This window comes from Serratia sp. JUb9 (assembly GCF_014298095.1).
Taxonomy (GTDB): Bacteria; Pseudomonadota; Gammaproteobacteria; order Enterobacterales; family Enterobacteriaceae; genus Serratia_B; species Serratia_B rhizosphaerae.
Window position 1 is genome coordinate 878,440 of the sequence record NZ_CP060416.1, and the last position, 16,956, is coordinate 895,395.

At 58.9% G+C, this 16,956-nt stretch carries 17 protein-coding genes; 8 read left to right on the top strand and 9 right to left on the bottom strand.

Annotated features, from left to right (window positions below; genetic code table 11):
- Positions 1–43: 43 nt before the first annotated feature.
- The 3 genes from HF675_RS04190 to speF all read left to right on the top strand — a co-directional run bounded on the left by HF675_RS04190 (position 44) and on the right by speF (position 5,979).
- Positions 44–2,014 carry a bifunctional 2',3'-cyclic-nucleotide 2'-phosphodiesterase/3'-nucleotidase gene (locus tag HF675_RS04190; protein WP_187044125.1) on the top strand — a complete coding sequence of 657 codons (1,971 nt, stop codon included), beginning with the start codon at positions 44–46 and terminating at the stop codon, positions 2,012–2,014.
- 183 nt (positions 2,015–2,197) lie between these two features.
- Positions 2,198–3,499: an OprD family outer membrane porin gene (locus HF675_RS04195; protein WP_232251608.1), complete on the top strand. Its 1,302-nt coding sequence runs from the start codon at positions 2,198–2,200 to the stop codon at positions 3,497–3,499.
- Positions 3,500–3,816: 317 nt separating this feature from the next.
- A complete protein-coding gene (gene speF, locus HF675_RS04200) occupies positions 3,817–5,979 on the top strand; it encodes an ornithine decarboxylase SpeF (RefSeq protein WP_187044127.1) in 2,163 nt (720 codons plus the stop codon).
- A gap of 56 nt (positions 5,980–6,035) precedes the next feature.
- Here speF and mltC read toward each other — a convergent pair whose 3' ends face one another.
- The 3 genes from mltC to mutY all read right to left on the bottom strand — a co-directional run bounded on the left by mltC (position 6,036) and on the right by mutY (position 8,591).
- The gene (gene mltC / locus HF675_RS04205; protein ID WP_105232516.1) at positions 6,036–7,112 is read right to left on the bottom strand and encodes a membrane-bound lytic murein transglycosylase MltC; all 1,077 of its coding nucleotides are present in this window, start codon (positions 7,110–7,112) and stop codon (positions 6,036–6,038) included.
- Positions 7,113–7,176: 64 nt separating this feature from the next.
- Complete coding sequence (locus HF675_RS04210; RefSeq protein WP_015673808.1) at positions 7,177–7,449, bottom strand: oxidative damage protection protein; 273 nt, start codon at positions 7,447–7,449, stop codon at positions 7,177–7,179.
- Entirely contained in the window at positions 7,446–8,591 is a 1,146-nt protein-coding gene (gene mutY, locus HF675_RS04215; protein WP_370446959.1) for an A/G-specific adenine glycosylase, read from the bottom strand. The genes HF675_RS04210 and mutY overlap by 4 nt, the downstream gene beginning before the upstream one ends.
- A 161-nt stretch (positions 8,592–8,752) precedes the next feature.
- Here mutY and trmB point away from each other — a divergent pair, with 161 nt between their 5' ends.
- From trmB to HF675_RS04235, 4 genes are all read left to right on the top strand, one after another.
- Positions 8,753–9,472, top strand: a complete 720-nt coding sequence (gene trmB, locus HF675_RS04220; RefSeq protein WP_187044128.1) for a tRNA (guanosine(46)-N7)-methyltransferase TrmB — start codon at positions 8,753–8,755, stop codon at positions 9,470–9,472.
- A complete protein-coding gene (locus tag HF675_RS04225) occupies positions 9,472–9,798 on the top strand; it encodes a YggL family protein (protein WP_105232514.1) in 327 nt (108 codons plus the stop codon). The genes trmB and HF675_RS04225 overlap by 1 nt, the downstream gene beginning before the upstream one ends.
- A 101-nt stretch (positions 9,799–9,899) precedes the next feature.
- Positions 9,900–10,823 (top strand): glutaminase B, encoded by a 924-nt coding sequence (gene glsB, locus HF675_RS04230; RefSeq protein WP_187044129.1) that lies wholly within the window; start codon positions 9,900–9,902, stop codon positions 10,821–10,823.
- 59 nt (positions 10,824–10,882) lie between these two features.
- Entirely contained in the window at positions 10,883–11,599 is a 717-nt protein-coding gene (locus HF675_RS04235) for a DUF2884 domain-containing protein (RefSeq protein ID WP_187044130.1), read from the top strand.
- A gap of 106 nt (positions 11,600–11,705) precedes the next feature.
- On the opposite strand, the gene hemW is transcribed toward HF675_RS04235, so the two are convergent.
- The 6 genes from hemW to HF675_RS04265 are packed head-to-tail and all read right to left on the bottom strand — an operon-like array spanning position 11,706 to position 15,871.
- Positions 11,706–12,857: a radical SAM family heme chaperone HemW gene (hemW, locus tag HF675_RS04240; protein WP_187044131.1), complete on the bottom strand. Its 1,152-nt coding sequence runs from the start codon at positions 12,855–12,857 to the stop codon at positions 11,706–11,708.
- Positions 12,847–13,443, bottom strand: coding sequence for an XTP/dITP diphosphatase (locus HF675_RS04245; protein WP_105232510.1), 597 nt, complete (start codon positions 13,441–13,443; stop codon positions 12,847–12,849). The genes hemW and HF675_RS04245 overlap by 11 nt, the downstream gene beginning before the upstream one ends.
- 17 nt (positions 13,444–13,460) lie before the next feature.
- Positions 13,461–13,751: a DUF167 family protein YggU gene (gene yggU / locus HF675_RS04250; protein WP_105232509.1), complete on the bottom strand. Its 291-nt coding sequence runs from the start codon at positions 13,749–13,751 to the stop codon at positions 13,461–13,463.
- On the bottom strand, positions 13,748–14,302 hold the full coding sequence (locus HF675_RS04255) for a YggT family protein (protein WP_015673797.1): 555 nt from the start codon (positions 14,300–14,302) through the stop codon (positions 13,748–13,750). Before HF675_RS04255 ends, yggU begins: the two co-directional genes overlap by 4 nt.
- A 19-nt stretch (positions 14,303–14,321) precedes the next feature.
- Complete coding sequence (gene proC, locus HF675_RS04260) at positions 14,322–15,143, bottom strand: pyrroline-5-carboxylate reductase (protein WP_105232508.1); 822 nt, start codon at positions 15,141–15,143, stop codon at positions 14,322–14,324.
- A gap of 20 nt (positions 15,144–15,163) precedes the next feature.
- Positions 15,164–15,871, bottom strand: coding sequence for a YggS family pyridoxal phosphate-dependent enzyme (locus HF675_RS04265; protein WP_105232507.1), 708 nt, complete (start codon positions 15,869–15,871; stop codon positions 15,164–15,166).
- A 20-nt stretch (positions 15,872–15,891) separates the two neighbouring features.
- Between HF675_RS04265 and HF675_RS04270 the strand changes: the two genes are divergently transcribed.
- Positions 15,892–16,884: a type IV pilus twitching motility protein PilT gene (locus HF675_RS04270; protein WP_187044132.1), complete on the top strand. Its 993-nt coding sequence runs from the start codon at positions 15,892–15,894 to the stop codon at positions 16,882–16,884.
- The last annotated feature ends 72 nt before the right edge of the window (positions 16,885–16,956 follow it).

Sequence of the window (16,956 nt, forward strand, 5' to 3'; positions counted from 1 at the left end):
TTGGCCGCCGGGCGGCCAATTTTCAACACACAGGGAAAGTAGCATGAAACTATTAAAATCAGTCAGTAAAGTGACGTTATTAGCAGTGATGATATCCGGTGTCTGCCACGCCGCCACGGTGAATCTGCGGGTGATGGAAACCACCGATATGCACGGCAATATGATGGATTACGACTACTACAAGGATCGCGCAACGGCTCAGCATGGCCTGGTGCGCGCCGCCACGCTGATCGATGTGGCGCGGGCGGAAGTAGACAACAGCGTGCTGGTGGATAACGGCGACGTGATTCAGGGCAGTCCGATGGCCGACTATGCCGCAGCGCACCTGAAAAAAGGCGACGTGCACCCGGTTTATCAGGCGATGAACCGTCTGGACTACGCGGTAGGCAGCGTTGGCAATCACGAGTTCAACTACGGGCTGGACTACCTGCAGCTGGCGCTGAGCGGCGCCAAATTCCCTTACATCAACGCCAACGTCTACCATGCCGACGGTGAGAAACCGTACTTCAAACAGTATCTGATCGTCGATACGCCGGTGAAGGACAGCGAAGGCAAAACGCATAACCTGCGCATCGGCTATATCGGCTTTGTGCCGCCGCAGATCGCTCTGTGGGATCGGGGGCATCTGGAAGGCAAGGTGGTGGTGAAAGACATCACCGAAACGGCTAAGAAACTGGTGCCGCAGATGCGTAAAGAGGGTGCCGACGTGGTGATCGCCATTGCCCACTTCGGCATCTCCGCCGATCCGTACAAAGCGCTGGCGGAAAACTCGACCTACTACCTGTCTCAGGTGCCGGGCATTAACGCCATCGCCTTCGGCCACTCCCACGGAGTCTTCCCGAGCGCCAGTTTCGCTTCACTGCCGGGCGTGGATATCGCCAAGGGCACGGTAAACGGCGTGCCGGCCGTGATGCCGGGGCGTTGGGCCGATCACCTGGGGGTGATCGATCTGGTCATTGAAGGTGAAGAGGGCAAATGGCAGGTCACCTCCGGCAAGGCCGAGGCGCGCCCTATCTATGACAGCAAGGCGGGCAAGTCGCTGGTGGATGCGAAGCCGGAACTGGTCGAGGCGCTGAAAAATGCCCATGACAGCACGCGTGAATACGTCAACAAGCCGATCGGCAAGCTGGCTGCCGGCATCGACTCTTATCTGGCCCTGGTGCAGGATACGGCGGCGATGCAGGTGATCCGCGATGCGCAGCGAGCCTATGTGGAACGTATGATTCAGGGCGATCCGGATCTGGCCGATCTGCCGGTGCTGACCGCCGCCGCGCCGTTTAAAGTCGGCGGCCGCAAAAACGCGCCGGATGACTTCGTCGATATTGCCAAGGGCGATCTGAGCTTCCGCAACGCGGCGCAGCTGTATCAATACGCCAACACCCTCGCCGCCGTGCGCGTGAAGGGCAAGGACGTGAAACAGTGGCTGGAGTGTTCGGCGGGGATGTACAACCAGATCGACCCGAACAGCGAAGCGCCGCAGTCGCTGCTGAACTGGGACGGTTTCCGCGCCTACAACTTCGATATGTTCGACGCGCTCAGCTATCAGATCGATGTGACCCAGCCGGCGCGTTATGACGTCGACTGCAACCTGATCAACCCGCAGGCGCAGCGTATTGCCTCGGTCACCTATCAGGGCAAACCGCTGGATGACAACGCCGAATTCCTGGTGGCGGTGAACAACTATCGCGCCTTTACCGGCAAGTTCTCCGGCACCGGGGAAAAGAACGTAGTAATCAATGCGCCGGATGAAGTGCGTTCGATCATCGCCGACTATATCAATACGCAAACCCAGCAGCATGGCCAGTACGCGCCGGCGGCGAAGAACGGCTGGAGCATTGCGCCGATCGCGTCGGAGAAAAAGCTGGATATCCGCATGGAAACCTCGCCTGATGAGCATGCCGCGCAGCTTATCAGGCAGTCAGCGCAGCATCCGATGACTTACGTCGGCAAAGACGACATCGGCTTTGCGATTTATAAGATCGATCTGCAAAGTCCCTCCGCTAATAAAAAATAATTCTGTAGTAACGGAATAAATAATACGCGGGCTTTATCGGTTCAGGTAAAGCCCGCAAACGCGCACCATCAACCGAGGGCGCGAGCCCTCTTTATAACGTTAACTTCAATACCTGGGCGAAATAGAAAACGGAGCTTTTCTATGAAAAATAAAAAAATGGGATTCAAAAAAAGTAATTTGTTAATGATGTTACCTCTGGCGGCACTGGCGGCGTTTAATGCCGATGCGGCAGAAAATAAAAAATTCGGCGGTGTTTTTGCCGGATTTGTTGATGATAGCCATGCCGATCTTTCCTTCCGCAATGTATTTAAAAACCTGAGTACGGAAGATTACGGCTCGCGCTCTAACCAGACCGCGTGGGGGCAGGGAATTACGCTGGATTACCAGTCGGGCTATATCAACGATATGCTCGGGGTGGATGCGTCATATTATGGCGTGGTCAAACTGGCCGCCAGCGATGATTTCTGGGGGCGCAGCGTGCTGTATAACGACGATGGCCAGGCGAAAGGTTTTAACAAGCTGGGGCAGCTGTATATGAAGGCGCGCCTGGGGGATGAGGATACCTATCTGCGTCTCTACGGCGGCTGGCAGCAAATTAAAAAGTGGGGCGCGCTGAATAACTCGACCCGCGCTATCCCGAGCACCTATCTGGGCTGGCGCGGCGAAACCGGCAGCGGGCCGCTGCGCCTGCGCGGCGCCTATGTCACGCGCTACAGCGACAGGGACTCCCCGGAGAAAGTGCATTTCCGCACCGCCGACAAGAAGCAGATTAGCCAGATCGCCACCGGCGAGCTGAGCTACGCGCAGCGTGACTACGGCGCCCGCTATTTCTTTGGCGAAAGTCATAACTATCTGCAGCGTCACGGCCTGGAGTTTGACTGGCGGCCGGCGATGCTGGCGGACTATCGCGCCCTGCTCGGCACCCAGCTTTATATGAACCATGGCCTGCAGGACTGGACCAGCATGTCGCCGAGCAAGAAAACCTTTGACCGCGATGCCTACCACGCCGCGCTGTCGCTGAACTGGCAGGCCGGGCGCTGGAAGAATAAGGCCGGTCTCTCCTATACGCGCGCGCACCTGTCGCAGGGGCTGGGGCGTTTTGAATGGCACCTGGCGAAGCTCAGCCGCGGCACCTTTAATTCGATGGCCGACAGTTGGGGCAACGACTATGTCGGCCATAACGAAAAAATGGTGGCCTGGACGTTTGGTTATGCCGTGACGCCGGAAGTTGAAATGGGGATGGTGACCAACTACGGCTGGGGCATGAAGTATCAGGGACGCGGCATCCAGCGCGGCGAAACCCTGATGTACTCGCGCTGGACGCCGTCAGCGGTGAAGGATCTGAGCCTGCAACTGTCCGGCGGGCCATCCTGGAACTACCAAAGCCAGAACAACCGGCCGATATTGACCGCCGACGGCAAACCGATGCGGGCGCAAAACCACTCGGTCGAACTGCAGGTCGATTACAAATTTAATCTGTTCTAACGCCGCTTGATTCAGCGCAGCGTGGCAAACTGCGCTGAATTATTAGCTCGTCAATATAGTTTCATTTGTTACAAACCGCTCTCGGCTCGAGAGTTGATTTTAACTGTCTGTATTTTATCTATTTGTATTATTTTTTTGTTTTTACAGCAAAGCGTAACATAATTTAATCTAAAGTATTTATCGGCGGTGCTTCACTTTTCCATTTGCGCCCTTACCGGGTGGCCGCAGGTTAAGCGTTTGGCTGTGCAGGATAATCGTCATTATTTTATGCAGGCTGATGGCGTCACTTCATTCCCCATTGTTTGAGAGTTGGCACAATGAAAGACTTGAAGATAGCAATCAGCACCGGTTTGTCCGCCAGTATTGAAACCCTGCGGCAAGTCGTGCGTGTTGCACACACCGATTACACCGACGTGGCGGCGGTGGTAGTCTCCGTCGATGATGTGAACGCCGGTATTCTGGCGCGTTTGCAGGCGACCGGGTTTAACATACCGGCCTTTGTTGCCGTTGAAGAGGAAGAACCGCTGTCGCCGGATTATCTGCCGCTGGTGACCGGCGTTTTCACCCTGAGCGGCACCAGCAAGGCGTTTTATATGGCGCAGCTGGAAGCCGCGGCAGACGCCTATGAGCAGGCGCTGCTGCCGCCGTTTTTCAAGACGCTGAAAACCTATGTAGAGATGGAAAATTCTACCTTTGCCTGCCCGGGGCATCAGGGAGGGGAATTCTTTCGTAAGCATCCGGCGGGGCGGCAGTTTTTCGATTTTTATGGCGAAACCCTGTTCCGTTCCGATATGTGCAACGCCGATGTGAAACTGGGCGATTTGCTGATCCATGAAGGGGCGGCGAAGGATGCGCAAAAACATGCCGCGCGGGTATTTAACGCTGACAAAACCTACTTTGTGCTCAACGGTACCTCCGCGGCGAACAAGGTGGTGACCAACGCGCTGCTGACGCGCGGCGATCTGGTGCTGTTCGATCGCAATAACCACAAGTCCAACTATCACGGCGCCCTGATTCAGGCAGGCGCCACGCCGGTCTATCTGGAAACCGCGCGCAACCCGTTCGGATTTATCGGCGGTATCGATGCCGGCTGTTTTGACGAAGCGTACCTGCGCCAGCAAATCTGCGAGGTGGCGCCGGACAAGGCCGAGGCGCCACGGCCGTTCCGGCTGGCGATTATTCAGCTCGGCACCTACGACGGCACCCTCTACAACGCCCGGCAGGTGCTCGACACCATCGGCCACCTGTGTGATTACATTCTGTTTGATTCCGCCTGGGTGGGCTATGAAGGCTTTATCCCGATGCTGAAAGAGTGCTCGCCGCTGCTGCTGGAGCTGGACGAGCACGATCCAGGCATCTTCGTCACTCAGTCGGTGCACAAACAGCAGGCGGGCTTTTCGCAGACCTCGCAGATTCACAAGAAAGACGATCATATCAAGGGGCAGAAGCGCCACTGCAACCATAAGCATTTGAATAACGCCTTTATGCTGCACGCATCGACCAGCCCGTTTTATCCGCTGTTCGCCGCGCTGGACGTCAACGCCAAAATGCACGCCGGTGAGGCGGGGCGACGCATGTGGATGGAGTGCGTGCGGCTGGGCATTGAAACGCGTAAACAGCTGCTACAGCGCTGCAGTCAGCTGCGACCGTTTATTCCGCCGCAGGTGGACGGGCAGGCATGGCAGAGCTTTGACAGTGAACACATCGCCGGCGACGCACGTTTCTTCACCTTCGAGCCGGACGCGGTCTGGCACGGCTTTGCCGGCTATGCGCAGGAACAGTATCTGGTCGACCCGTGCAAACTGCTGCTGACTACGCCGGGCATTGATGCCCAGACCGGGCAGTACGGTGAATTCGGCGTGCCGGCGGTGATTCTGGCCAACTTCCTACGGGAAAACGGCATCGTGCCGGAAAAGAGCGATCTCAATTCGCTCCTGTTCCTGCTGACCCCGGCGGAGAAACCGGCCAAAATGGCGCGCCTGGTGGATAAGCTGGTGCAGTTTGAGCGCTATATTGAACAGGATGCGCCGCTCTGTGAGGTGTTGCCGACGGTATACCGCAAACATGAGCGGCGCTACCGCAGCTACAGCATTCGTCAGCTGTGCCAGGAGATGCACGACCTGTATGTCAGCCATGACGTGAAACGGCTGCAGCAAGAGATGTTCCGTCAGGCGCACTTCCCGCCGGTGATGATGAACCCGCAGGACGCCAACGTGGCGTTTATCCGCGATAACGTCGAGCTGGTGCCGATATCGCAGGCGGCGGGGCGTATTGCCGCCGAAGGGGCGCTGCCTTTTCCGCCGGGCGTGCTGTGCGTGGTGCCGGGGGAGGCGTGGGGCGGCGCGGCGCAGCGCTATTTCCTGGCGCTGGAGGAGGGAATCAACCGTCTGCCGGGCTTTTCGCCGGAGCTGCAGGGCGTGTATGTCGAGAAAAAGGGCCACGGCTGGAAGCGGATTTTCGGCTACGTGGTCAAGCCGTAACCGCCGCGTGGCGTTAGGAAAAAAACAGGGGCGCATTGCGCCCCTGTTTGCATGACTTAACGGCGACGATAGCTCTTCTGTGCGGTGTTCACCTTCACCAGATAGCGCCGCGACTCGCCGGCCGGGTGCTTGGTGGTCAGGGTGGTGTACACATCGCCCGGCTGCATGTCGTTGATGACGTCAAACGCCTTGCTGCGGTTGCTGGAGAACACGCGCAGCACGCTGCCGGCGCCGCCGTTGTAGGCGGTGATCACCGCGTAGCGCCGCGAGGTCGGGTTCTTGATGCCGCCCAGGTAGTTGTTCTGCAGAATCGCCAGATAGGCGGTGCCGGTATCGATATTGTTCGCCGGATCGAACAGGTAGCTGCGGCTTGGTTTGCCCCATTTGCCGTGCATCTGGAACACATCCTTACCGGCGGTGTGCTGCACCACCTGCATCAAGCCGAGCGCGTCGGAACCGCTGACCGCATATGGGTTAAAGCTGGATTCGGTCTGCATAATCGCCAGAATCAGCGACGCTTCCACGCCGTATTTCTCCGAGGCTTTACGCACCATCGGCAGGTACTTATGCGCACGTTTATCCAGGTGGTTCGGCACCAGCTGAATGGTGACCGAGTAGATTACGTGCAGGCCGGAGGTGCGTTTTTGCAGCTTGTTCTGCACCAGATAGTCGGCGAAGTGCGCGGCGCGCCACTCCCAGCGGATCGGCTGGCCTTTGTTATCCACCACCTGGCCGTAAAGGAACGGCTCTTTGCTGATCTGGATATCGTTGGCGTCGGAATAAAGGTCAACCGAGCTCGGGTCGTCGCCCATCAACAGGGTGGTGACGATCGCCTTGCGCAGGCTGGCGGCCGGATCGGTCGGCGAAATGGTTTCAAAGGTGATGGTGCCGGCATCAAAGTTGATGTGGCTGCGCGTCAGATACTGATCGGTATATTTGACGTAATCCTTCGGCCCGGCGATCAGAACTTCGTTCAGACCCCAGATATTTTCGATGTTGTGGGCGAACTGGCCCATCAGAATGTCGAAGCCGTTGGTGTCTTTCACCCAGGCTTCGTTGAACTCATCGCTTTTTTTACCGGAACAGGAAATCAATAAAGGTGCTATCACTAGCAAAGCTAAAATTTTCTTCATCTTAAGCCGTATTTTGATGAATGTAATCGGGCATTGCAGGGGCCAGCGCCGGCCCCGAAACAGGTTATTCGCTCGGCGGCGTGTAGCCTTCGATATGGACGTCGTGGCCTTCAAACAGGAAGCGCACCATCTCCGCTTCCAGCAGCTTGCGGTCGTCCGGGTTCATCATATTGAGCTTTTTCTCGTTGATCAGCATGGTCTGCTTCTTCATCCACTCGCCCCAGGCTTCTTTGGAGATTTCGTTGAAGATGCGTTTACCCAGCTCGCCCGGATACAGCTGGAAATCCTGCCCTTCGGCGTCACGCTGCAGGTAGGTACAAAAAATGGTTCTGCTCATGCTAGTTCCTCATCGGTGGCGCTGTTGCCAAATAGATTCGATTGGGTCGGCGGCTGTTTGACCAGCTGTTGCAGCAATCGCTCAACAGGCGCGGCCAGTCCGACCGACGGCGGCTGCGCCAAGTTATACCAGAGACCGTCGCCTTCATCCATGGCGCCGCCGGCACCGTCGAGCGGTAGCCACATCGGCACGATATCCAGATGAAAATGGCTGAACGTATGGCGAAACGCCGTCAGTTGTTGCGCGTGCTCTGCGTTCAGACCCCGCTGTTGCAGCCAGAGTTCCATTTCCTGACGAACGGCGAACTGCGGGAAACAGAACAGGCCGCCCCACAGGCCGACCGCCGGACGCTGCTGCAGCCAGACGCGCTCGCCCTGTTGCAGCAACAGGAAATAGGCGGTTTTTTCCGGCAGCGTCTGTTTCGGCTTCTTGCCCGGATAGTTGGCCCAGCTGTGGTTGGCATAGGCGATGCAGCCGTTGCTGAGCGGGCACAGCTCGCATTTCGGTTTCGAGCGGGTGCAGACCAGCGCGCCGAGGTCCATCATCGCCTGGTTGAACTGGCCGACGCCTTCCGCCGGGGTGACTTCGCCGCTGATTTGCCACAGACGGTTCTCCACCGGCTTTTTGCCCGGCCAGCCTTCTACCGCATAGCAGCGTGCCAGCACGCGCTTCACGTTGCCGTCGAGGATCGGATAGTGCTGCCCCAGCGACAGCGACAGAATGGCGCCGGCGGTGGAGCGGCCGATGCCGGGTAGCGCGGCAATTTCTTCAAAGCTGGTCGGGAATTCGCCGCCATGTTGTGCGACAATGGTCTGTGCCGCCTTGTGCAGATTACGCGCACGGGCGTAGTAACCGAGCCCGGTCCACAGATGCAGCACTTCGTCCAGCGGCGCGGCGGCCAGCTGGCTGACGGTGGGAAAACGCGCCATAAATCGCTGAAAGTATGGAATGACGGTGGCAACCTGAGTCTGTTGCAACATCACCTCGGAGAGCCATACTTGATAGGGCGTTTTATCTAATTGCCACGGCAGCGTTTTGCGCCCGTAGCGTTGGTACCATTCAAGCACTTGGTGCGAGAACTGGCGTGCTTGCATCATAATCGGGTTTCGTATCAGACTGATATTGATGCGCGATTGCAGCATAGTGCGCTGGTGGTGTAAACCGGAACTTTCCGACGGTAGCGATATCGTTGCTTCTCACATCGGGAAAGATGCCGGAGAGAGAAGATGAACACTTGCTAAACCGGGCTATCTTTGCATAATGCGCCTTTCCCTAATTGGCAGCCAAACAGACAGAAAGCACTATGATTAATGACGTCATCTCCCCGGAATTCGATGAAAACGGCCGCGCCATGCGCCGCATTCGCAGTTTTGTGCGCCGCCAGGGGCGGTTGACCAAAGGTCAGCAGCACGCGCTGGACCACTACTGGCCGGTAATGGGCGTGGAATATCAGACGCAGCCTGTCGATCTGAAGGAACTGTTCGGCCGCGATGCGCCGGTGGTGCTGGAAATCGGTTTTGGCATGGGCGCCTCGCTGGTGACCATGGCGGGCAACAACCCGCAGCAGAACTTTTTAGGGATTGAAGTACACTCGCCGGGCGTCGGCGCCTGCCTGGCCGATGCCCATGAGGCGGAGCTGAGCAACCTGCGCGTGATGTGTCATGATGCGGTTGAGGTGCTGGAGAATATGATCCCGGACGGCTCGCTGGAGATGGTGCAGCTGTTCTTCCCGGATCCGTGGCATAAGGCGCGCCATAATAAACGCCGCATCGTACAGACGCCGTTTGTCGAACTGGTGCTGCGCAAACTGAAAGTCGGCGGCGTGTTCCATATGGCCACCGACTGGCAACACTATGCGGAACATATGTTAGAGGTGATGAACGGCGTTGCCGACTACCGTAATCAGTCGGAAACCGGCGATTACGTCCCGCGTCCGGCATCGCGTCCGTTAACCAAATTTGAATTACGCGGCCAGCGTCTGGGACATGGCGTTTGGGATTTGATGTTTGAGAGGAAAGCATAATGGCTAAGAACCGCAGTCGTCGTTTACGTAAAAAGTTGCATATCGAAGAGTTTCAGGAACTGGGCTTCTCCGTCGCCTGGCGCTTTGCCGAAGGCACCGCGGTTGAGGACATCGACGCGACCCTGGACGCCTTCATTGACGAAGTGATCGAACCTAACGGCCTGGCCTTTGACGGCAGCGGCTATCTGCAGTGGGAAGGCCTGATTTGCCTGCAGAAAATGGGTCACTGCACCGAAGAGCACCGCGAGCTGGTGAAAAACTGGCTAGAAGCGCGCAACATGACTGAAGTGAAAGTCAGCGATCTGTTTGATATCTGGTGGGACTGATCGCCGGCTGTGAATAGCGGGGCCGGATACGTCCGGCCCGTCATGCCGCGGAATTGTCAGAAGGTGCCTGAGGGCGCCTTTGTTTTGTCCGGAGAAAAGAGTTGGTAACAGCATTGGATAACGCGCTGCTGGCGGAGATTCTGCAGCAGGTGCGTCCGTTGATCGGCAGCGGCAAGGTCGCTGACTATATTCCCGCGCTGGCGGAGGTGCCGGCGGATCGTTTGGGGATTGCCGTGTGCACCGTCGATGGCGCGCTGTATCAGGCGGGCGACGCGGCGGAGCGCTTCTCCATCCAGTCAATCTCCAAAGTGCTGAGCCTGACGCTGGCGCTGACGCGCTATCAGGAGAGCGAAATCTGGCAGCGGGTGGGGAAAGAGCCTTCCGGCCTGCCGTTCAACTCGCTGCTGCAGCTGGAAATGGAGCAGGGCAAGCCGCGCAATCCGTTTATCAACCCGGGGGCGCTGGTGGTGTGCGACATGCTGCAAACCCGCCTGAGCGCGCCGAAGCAGCGGATGCTGGAAGTGGTGCGTCAGCTGGCCGGCGAAGACGATCTGGCCTACGACGCGCGCGTCGCGCGTTCCGAATTTGAGCACTCCGACCGCAATGCGGCGATTGCCTACCTGATGAAGTCGTTCGGCAACTTTGAAAATGACGTGCTGACCGTGCTGCATACCTATTTTCACTACTGTGCGCTGCGGATGAGCAGTATTGAGCTGGCGCGCAGCTTTGTTTATCTGGCCAATAACGGGCGCGACCTGCAGGGTAATGCGGTGATCTCTCCGCTGCAGGCGCGGCAGATCAATGCGCTGATGATGACCAGCGGCATGTATGACGGCGCCGGCGAATTCGCCTACCGGGTCGGCATGCCGGGCAAGTCGGGCGTCGGCGGCGGCATCGTGGCGATCGTGCCCGACGAGATGGCGATTGTCGTCTGGTCGCCGGAGCTGGACGCCTCCGGCAACTCGCTGGCGGGAACTGCGGCGCTGGAACTGTTGTCTCAACGAATTGGTCGTTCGATTTTTTAGATCCCGCTGTGGTTACCCGCGTACGGGTATACGGTTGGAAGGGAATCTCAGGAGAAATTATGTTGAAGAAAACCGGCTTGGCATTATTGCTGTTCACCGCCGCGCAGGCGCATGCCGCCTACCAGTGCAATGTTAAACCGCAGGACGATGTGATTATCAGCCCGCAGAGCGTGCAGGTGGTGGGCGCCAGCGGTAATCTGCAGATCTCGCCGGACGGCGATGTGACCCGCGACGGCCAGGCGCTGACGCTGAGCGACAGCCAGCGCCAGCAGGCCTTCCGCTACCAGACGGCGCTGCGTAAAGAGCTGCCGTGGATCGATGACGGCGCGCAGCAGCACCTGGAAAAGGCGCGCGTGGCGCTGGATAAGGTGATCGTCAAGGAATTGGGCAGCGACAGCAACGTGCGTAACCGCCTGACCACCCTGAACGGCCAGCTGAAGCAGCAGATGAACCGGATTATCGAGCACCGCAGCGACGGCCTGGCCTTCCACCACAAAGCCATTGCGCAGGTTGAACAGGACGGCCGCAATATCGTGCAGCAGAGCATGGGCGGCGTGCTGCAGGACAGCCTGAACGAAATGGGCGTCAAGCAGGCGGCCAACAGCGGCGGTAACCCGCTGCAGGCTATCATGGGCAACCTGGGCGGCCTGCAGAAGGCGATCCATAACGAGTGGAACAACCAGGAGCAGGATTTCAAAAACTTCGGCCACGACGTCTGCAACCGTGTCACCTCGCTGGAAGACCAGCGCAAGGCGTTACTGGGTTCGTTGAAGTAAGGCGGAGAGATCGTTGGGGCTGGACAATGAAAGCGCCGTGTAGCGGGGCTTCCATTTTATCCGGACTTATCACGCAAAAAGCGCCGAATTCGGCGCTTTTTTATGGTTACTCGTCGGCTAAAAACAGCTCCAGCAGCGAGTTGAGGAACAGCTTGCCATGTTCGGTAATCTGCCAGCGGTCGGCGTTTTCCGTCAGATAGCCTTTTGCCAGCGCCTGATCCAGCTGCGGGCGGATTGCGCTTTCATCCAGCCCGGTGTAAATGCGGAACTCGTCGCGCGGCGCAGCTTCCAGCAGCCGGAAGCGGTTCATAAAGAATTCGAACGGCCGATCCGCCGTCGCTACCTCATGCTGCTTCGCCATATAGTTGCCCTGCATAAAACCGCGCGGATGCTTGGTTTTTTCGGTGCGCACAATGCGTCCGTCGCTGAAGGTCAGTTTGCCGTGCGCGCCGCAGCCGATGCCCAGATAATCACCGAAGCGCCAGTAGTTCAGGTTGTGCTGGCACTGATAGCCCGGCTTGGCGTAGGCCGAGGTTTCATACTGCTGGTAGCCGGCGGCGGTCAGCAGTTCATGCCCTTGCTGGAAAATGTCCCACAGCGCGTCGTCATCCGGCAACGGCGGCGGGCGCGAGCCGAACAGGGTATTCGGCTCAATGGTCAGCTGATACCACGACAGATGCGGCGGATTCAGGGCGATGGCCTGGCGCAGGTCATCCAGCGCTTCTTCCAGTGACTGGTCCGGCAGCCCGTGCATCAAATCCAGGTTAAAACTGCGCAGGCCGAGGCCGGTAGCCAGCTGCGCCGCACGCTTGGCCTCTTCCGGGCCGTGGATGCGGCCCAGGCGCTCCAGCTTCTGGTGGCTGAAGCTCTGCACGCCAATCGAAATACGGTTAACACCGGCGCGCTGGTAGCCGCTGAAGCGGTCGGCCTCAACGGTGCCGGGATTGGCCTCCATGGTGATTTCGGCGTCGTCGGCGACGGGAATGCGCGCCCGCACGCCGTCCAGCAGCCTTTGCATCGCTTCCGCGCTCAGCAGGCTGGGGGTGCCGCCGCCGATAAAGATGGTGCTGATGCTGCGACCGCCGGCGAGCGGCAGGTCGGCGTCCAGATCCGCCAGCAGATGGTCGACATATTCCTGATGCGGCACCTCGCCCTTCAGCGCATGCGAGTTGAAATCGCAATAGGGGCACTTCTGCACGCACCACGGAATATGGATGTACAGGCTCAGCGGCGGCAGTTGTACGGCGTTACTGGGCATTGCGCATCGCTTCCAGCAGCAGTTTCAACGCCTGACCACGGTGCGAGACGGCGATTTTCTCCTCGCGCGTCAGCTCGGCGGCGGTGCGCTGCAGTTCCGGGACGTAGAAGATCGGATCGTAACCGAAGCCGCCGCGGCCGGCGGAGGTGGTGGTGATTTCCCCGGCCCAGCTGCCGTGGAACACCAGCGGCGTCGGGTCGGCGGCGTGGCGCAGATACACCAGCACGCAGTGGAAGCGGGCGCCGCGTTGCCCGGCGGGCACCGCCTGCATGGCATCCAGCAGTTTGTCCAGATTCTGTTGGTCGCTGGCGTCTTCGCCGGCGTAGCGAGCGGAATAGATGCCCGGCGCGCCGCCGAGCGCATCCACCGCCAGGCCAGAGTCATCGGCGATTGCCGGCAGGCCGGTAACCTGTGCCGCGTGGCGCGCCTTCAGGATGGCGTTTTCGATAAACGTCAGGCCGGTCTCTTCGGCGGACTCGACGCCCAGCTCGGTTTGCGCCACGATGTCCAGACCGAAATCGGCCAGCAGCGCGGCGAGTTCGCGTACTTTACCGGGGTTGCCGGTGGCAAGAACGACTTTTTGCATAGTGATACCTTGAAGCTTTAGTCAATCAGCGCCGCAATAACCGGCGGGCGCTGTTGCGGATGAATAATGCGTAACTGTTTATGCCGGCCCAGTTCGCCTTTTTCGATAGTGATGTTGCTCTTCGCCGCCTTGAACTGCTTGGCGAGAAACTTGATCAGATGGGCGTTAGCCTGGCCGTCCACTGGCGGCGCGGTGATGGCGACTTTTATTTCGTCGCCATGCAGACCGATAATCTGGTCGCGGCTGGCCTTCGGCTGAATATACAGCCTGATGACCAGCCCGTCCGGCAGCAGGGTGACGGCGCTCACAGCAGGAACCAGATCTCGCCGAACAGATCCATACCCAGGTAGTTGATGAGATACAGGATCAGAATCACTACCATCGCCGAGAAGTCAATGCCGCCCATCGCCGGGATAATACGGCGGATCGGCGCCATTAGCGGCTCGGTCAGCTGATACATCACGTAGTCAATCGGGCTGCGGCCCTGGCTGATCCAGCTCATCAGGGCGCGGATGATCATCACCCAGAAAATCAGATAACCGGCGGACTTCACCAGCGAAATCAGGCCGAACAGCAGGTTATACGGGCTGAGCGCCATGGCGCCGCCCTGAATCAGCAGCAGCAGCGGATACTTGATGGTCATCAGCAGGAACGCCAGCAGCAGCGAGGCGCTGTCGATCGGCCCCAGCGAAGGCAGGACGCGACGCAGCGGGCCCACTACCGGCTGGGTGATTTTCACCACGAACTGGGAAAACGGGTTATAAAAATCGGTGCGCGCCCACTGCATCCAAATGCGCAGCAGCAGCACCATAACGTAAATATCAATAACGGTCTTGACCAGGAAAGTCAGCGTTAGCATTGCGTGGTTCGCTCCTTAATTAGAATGATTTTTCCATTTCCTGCGCACGGGAAACGGCCGCCTGCATCGCCTGAGCGACGGTTGCCGGCAGGTGTTGTTCGTTAAGCACGCGCAGCGCTTCGGCGGTGGTGCCGCCTTTTGACGTCACCTGTTCGCGCAGGGTCGACAGCGACGTTTCCGGGTTGGCTTCCACCAGCGCCGCCGCGCCGCTGGCCGCCTGCTGCACCAGCTCGCGCGCCTGCTGGCTGCTGAAGCCCATCTGTTCGGCGGCCTGCTGCATGGACTCCATAAACAGGAAGAAATAGGCCGGCGCGCTGCCTGCGGCGGCAATCACGCCGTTAATGCCGTTCTCATCGTCCACCCAGCAGACTTTGCCCACCGAACCCATCAGCGCGCCGGTGAAGTCGCGATCCTGCTGGCTGACCTGTGGCGGCGCGTACAGGCCGCTCATACCTTTCCCGACCAGCGACGGGGTGTTCGGCATGATGCGCACGATATTGAGCGACTGGCCGAGCAGTTGATAGAAACGCTCGACCCGAACGCCGGCGGCGATCGACAGTACCAGCTTGCCGTCAAAACTGACCTGGCTCTGCAGCGCCTGGCAGACGTCGGCCATCAGCTGCGGTTTTACCGCCAGCACCACCACATCGGCGTCCTGTGCACAGGCGGCGTTGTCGGCGCTGCTGATAATGCCATAGTCGGCGGCCAATGCATCGCGATTGTTCGGCGACGGCGCGCAGACGCTAATCAGGTTGGCCGGATAGCCGCCGCTGACCAGACCGGCGATGATAGCGCGCGCCATATTGCCGGCGCCAATAAAAGTAATCTTGCGGTGTTGCATATCGTTCCTCGTCTGTACTGTCAGGCCTGCGAATAATCACGGGCACCAAAAATCGCGGTGCCGATGCGTACCAGGGTACTGCCGGCGCTAATCGCCGCGGACATATCATCGGTCATGCCCATCGACAACGTATCCGCCTGCGGGTGCTGCTGCTGCAACTGCAAAAAGGCCTGCTGCATCCGGCCGAAGACCTCCAACTGCCGCTGAGGATCTTCCTCCGGTGCCGGGATAGCCATCAGGCCGCGCAGCGTCAGGCGCGGCATGGCGGCGACGGCCTGCGCCAACTGCGGCAACTCGTCCAGCCCGATGCCGGATTTGCTCTGTTCATCGCTGATGTTGATCTGGATTAACACATTGAGCGGCGGCATTTCGGCCGGACGCTGGTCGTTCAGCCGCTGGGCGATCTTTGGCCGGTCGACGGTGTGGCACCAGGCGAAGTGTTCGGCCACCAGACGGCTTTTATTGGATTGCAGCGGGCCGATAAAGTGCCACTCCAGCGCCGCGCCCTGCGGCTGCGTGCTGAAATACTGGATTTTTTCGACCCCTTCCTGCACGTAGTTTTCGCCAAAGGCGCGCTGCCCGGCATCGATGGCTTCTGCGATCGCCGCTACAGGTTTGGTTTTGCTGACTGCAAGCAGCGTCACCTCTTCCGGAGCGCGTGCGCAACTTTCGGCAGCGCGAGCAATACGGCTCCTGACATCCTGCAGATTCTGTTGGATAGTGCTCATTTTTGGTCCGGGAGATAGATATGGATATCGATGAATTTGTGGCCCTTAGTGTAAAGCATAATGCTTCCGATCTGCACCTTTGTACCGCCCAACCGTTGATGATGCGCATCGATGGTGAACTTCAGCCGCTGGCGGGCGACGCCGTTCTGCCCGCAGAAGACATGCAACGGCTGTGTGTGGCGCTGCTCGACGAGCGCCAACTGCGGCAGCTGCGACGAACCGGTCAGTTGGATTGTGCCTTGACGACCACGGGCGGGACGCGGCTGCGCGCCAACTTTTTTTATCAGCGCACCGGCGTGTCGCTGGCGCTGCGCCGCATTGCGGAACGCTGCCCGACGCTGGAACAGCTGCAGGCGCCGGCGATTATTCCGGCGCTCACCGAGCGGGAAGAGGGGCTGATTCTGGTGACGGGAGCGACCGGCAGCGGCAAGTCCACCACGCTGGCGGCGATGATCGACCATATCAACCGTCATCAGCGGCGGCATATATTGACGCTGGAAGATCCGATCGAATTTATCCATCACAGCGCGCAGTCGCTGATTCAGCAGCGTGAACTGGGCCGCGATACCCGCAGTTTCGACGCGGCGTTAAGCGCGGCGCTGCGCGAAGATCCTGACGTTATTCTGGTAGGCGAACTGCGCGACAGCGCCAGCATCCGGCTGGCGCTGACCGCGGCGGAGACCGGGCATCTGGTGCTGGCGACGTTGCACACCCGTAATGCTCCCCAGGCGGTTGAACGGGTGATCGACGTTTTTCCGGCGGAGGAGAAAGCCTACGTGCGTGCCCAACTGGCCAGCGGTTTACAGGCGGTGATTGCGCAGAAATTACAGCGCAGGGTCGGCGGCGGCAGAACGGCGGTGTTTGAGATCCTGACGGCGACGCCGGCGGTAAGCAGCATGATTCGCGAGGGAAAAACGCATCAGCTGGCCAGCGTATTGCAAAGCGGCGCGCAGGCCGGCATGCAAACCTTTGCTCAGGGCATACAGCAACGTATTGCGCAGGGAATTTTATAATGACACAATCCTGACGCGAGAATGATAATATGGACGTTGTTAATTTTTATTTTTAATTTGGCTGTCGTTCTC

Bases quoted from the DNA above. Each gene is read 5' to 3' on its own strand.
- HF675_RS04270 (WP_187044132.1), top strand. From the start codon at position 15,892: ATGGATATCGATGAATTTGTGGCCCTTAGTGTAAAGCATAATGCTTCC.
- hemW (WP_187044131.1), bottom strand. From the start codon at position 12,857: ATGCCCAGTAACGCCGTACAACTGCCGCCGCTGAGCCTGTACATCCAT.
- proC (WP_105232508.1), bottom strand. From the start codon at position 15,143: ATGCAACACCGCAAGATTACTTTTATTGGCGCCGGCAATATGGCGCGC.
- HF675_RS04195 (WP_232251608.1), top strand. From the start codon at position 2,198: ATGATGTTACCTCTGGCGGCACTGGCGGCGTTTAATGCCGATGCGGCA.
- HF675_RS04235 (WP_187044130.1), top strand. From the start codon at position 10,883: ATGTTGAAGAAAACCGGCTTGGCATTATTGCTGTTCACCGCCGCGCAG.
- HF675_RS04245 (WP_105232510.1), bottom strand. From the start codon at position 13,443: ATGCAAAAAGTCGTTCTTGCCACCGGCAACCCCGGTAAAGTACGCGAA.
- HF675_RS04255 (WP_015673797.1), bottom strand. From the start codon at position 14,302: ATGCTAACGCTGACTTTCCTGGTCAAGACCGTTATTGATATTTACGTT.
- HF675_RS04210 (WP_015673808.1), bottom strand. From the start codon at position 7,449: ATGAGCAGAACCATTTTTTGTACCTACCTGCAGCGTGACGCCGAAGGG.
- trmB (WP_187044128.1), top strand. From the start codon at position 8,753: ATGATTAATGACGTCATCTCCCCGGAATTCGATGAAAACGGCCGCGCC.
- HF675_RS04190 (WP_187044125.1), top strand. From the start codon at position 44: ATGAAACTATTAAAATCAGTCAGTAAAGTGACGTTATTAGCAGTGATG.
- HF675_RS04265 (WP_105232507.1), bottom strand. From the start codon at position 15,871: ATGAGCACTATCCAACAGAATCTGCAGGATGTCAGGAGCCGTATTGCT.
- mltC (WP_105232516.1), bottom strand. From the start codon at position 7,112: ATGAAGAAAATTTTAGCTTTGCTAGTGATAGCACCTTTATTGATTTCC.
- speF (WP_187044127.1), top strand. From the start codon at position 3,817: ATGAAAGACTTGAAGATAGCAATCAGCACCGGTTTGTCCGCCAGTATT.
- mutY (WP_370446959.1), bottom strand. From the start codon at position 8,591: ATGCTGCAATCGCGCATCAATATCAGTCTGATACGAAACCCGATTATG.
- HF675_RS04225 (WP_105232514.1), top strand. From the start codon at position 9,472: ATGGCTAAGAACCGCAGTCGTCGTTTACGTAAAAAGTTGCATATCGAA.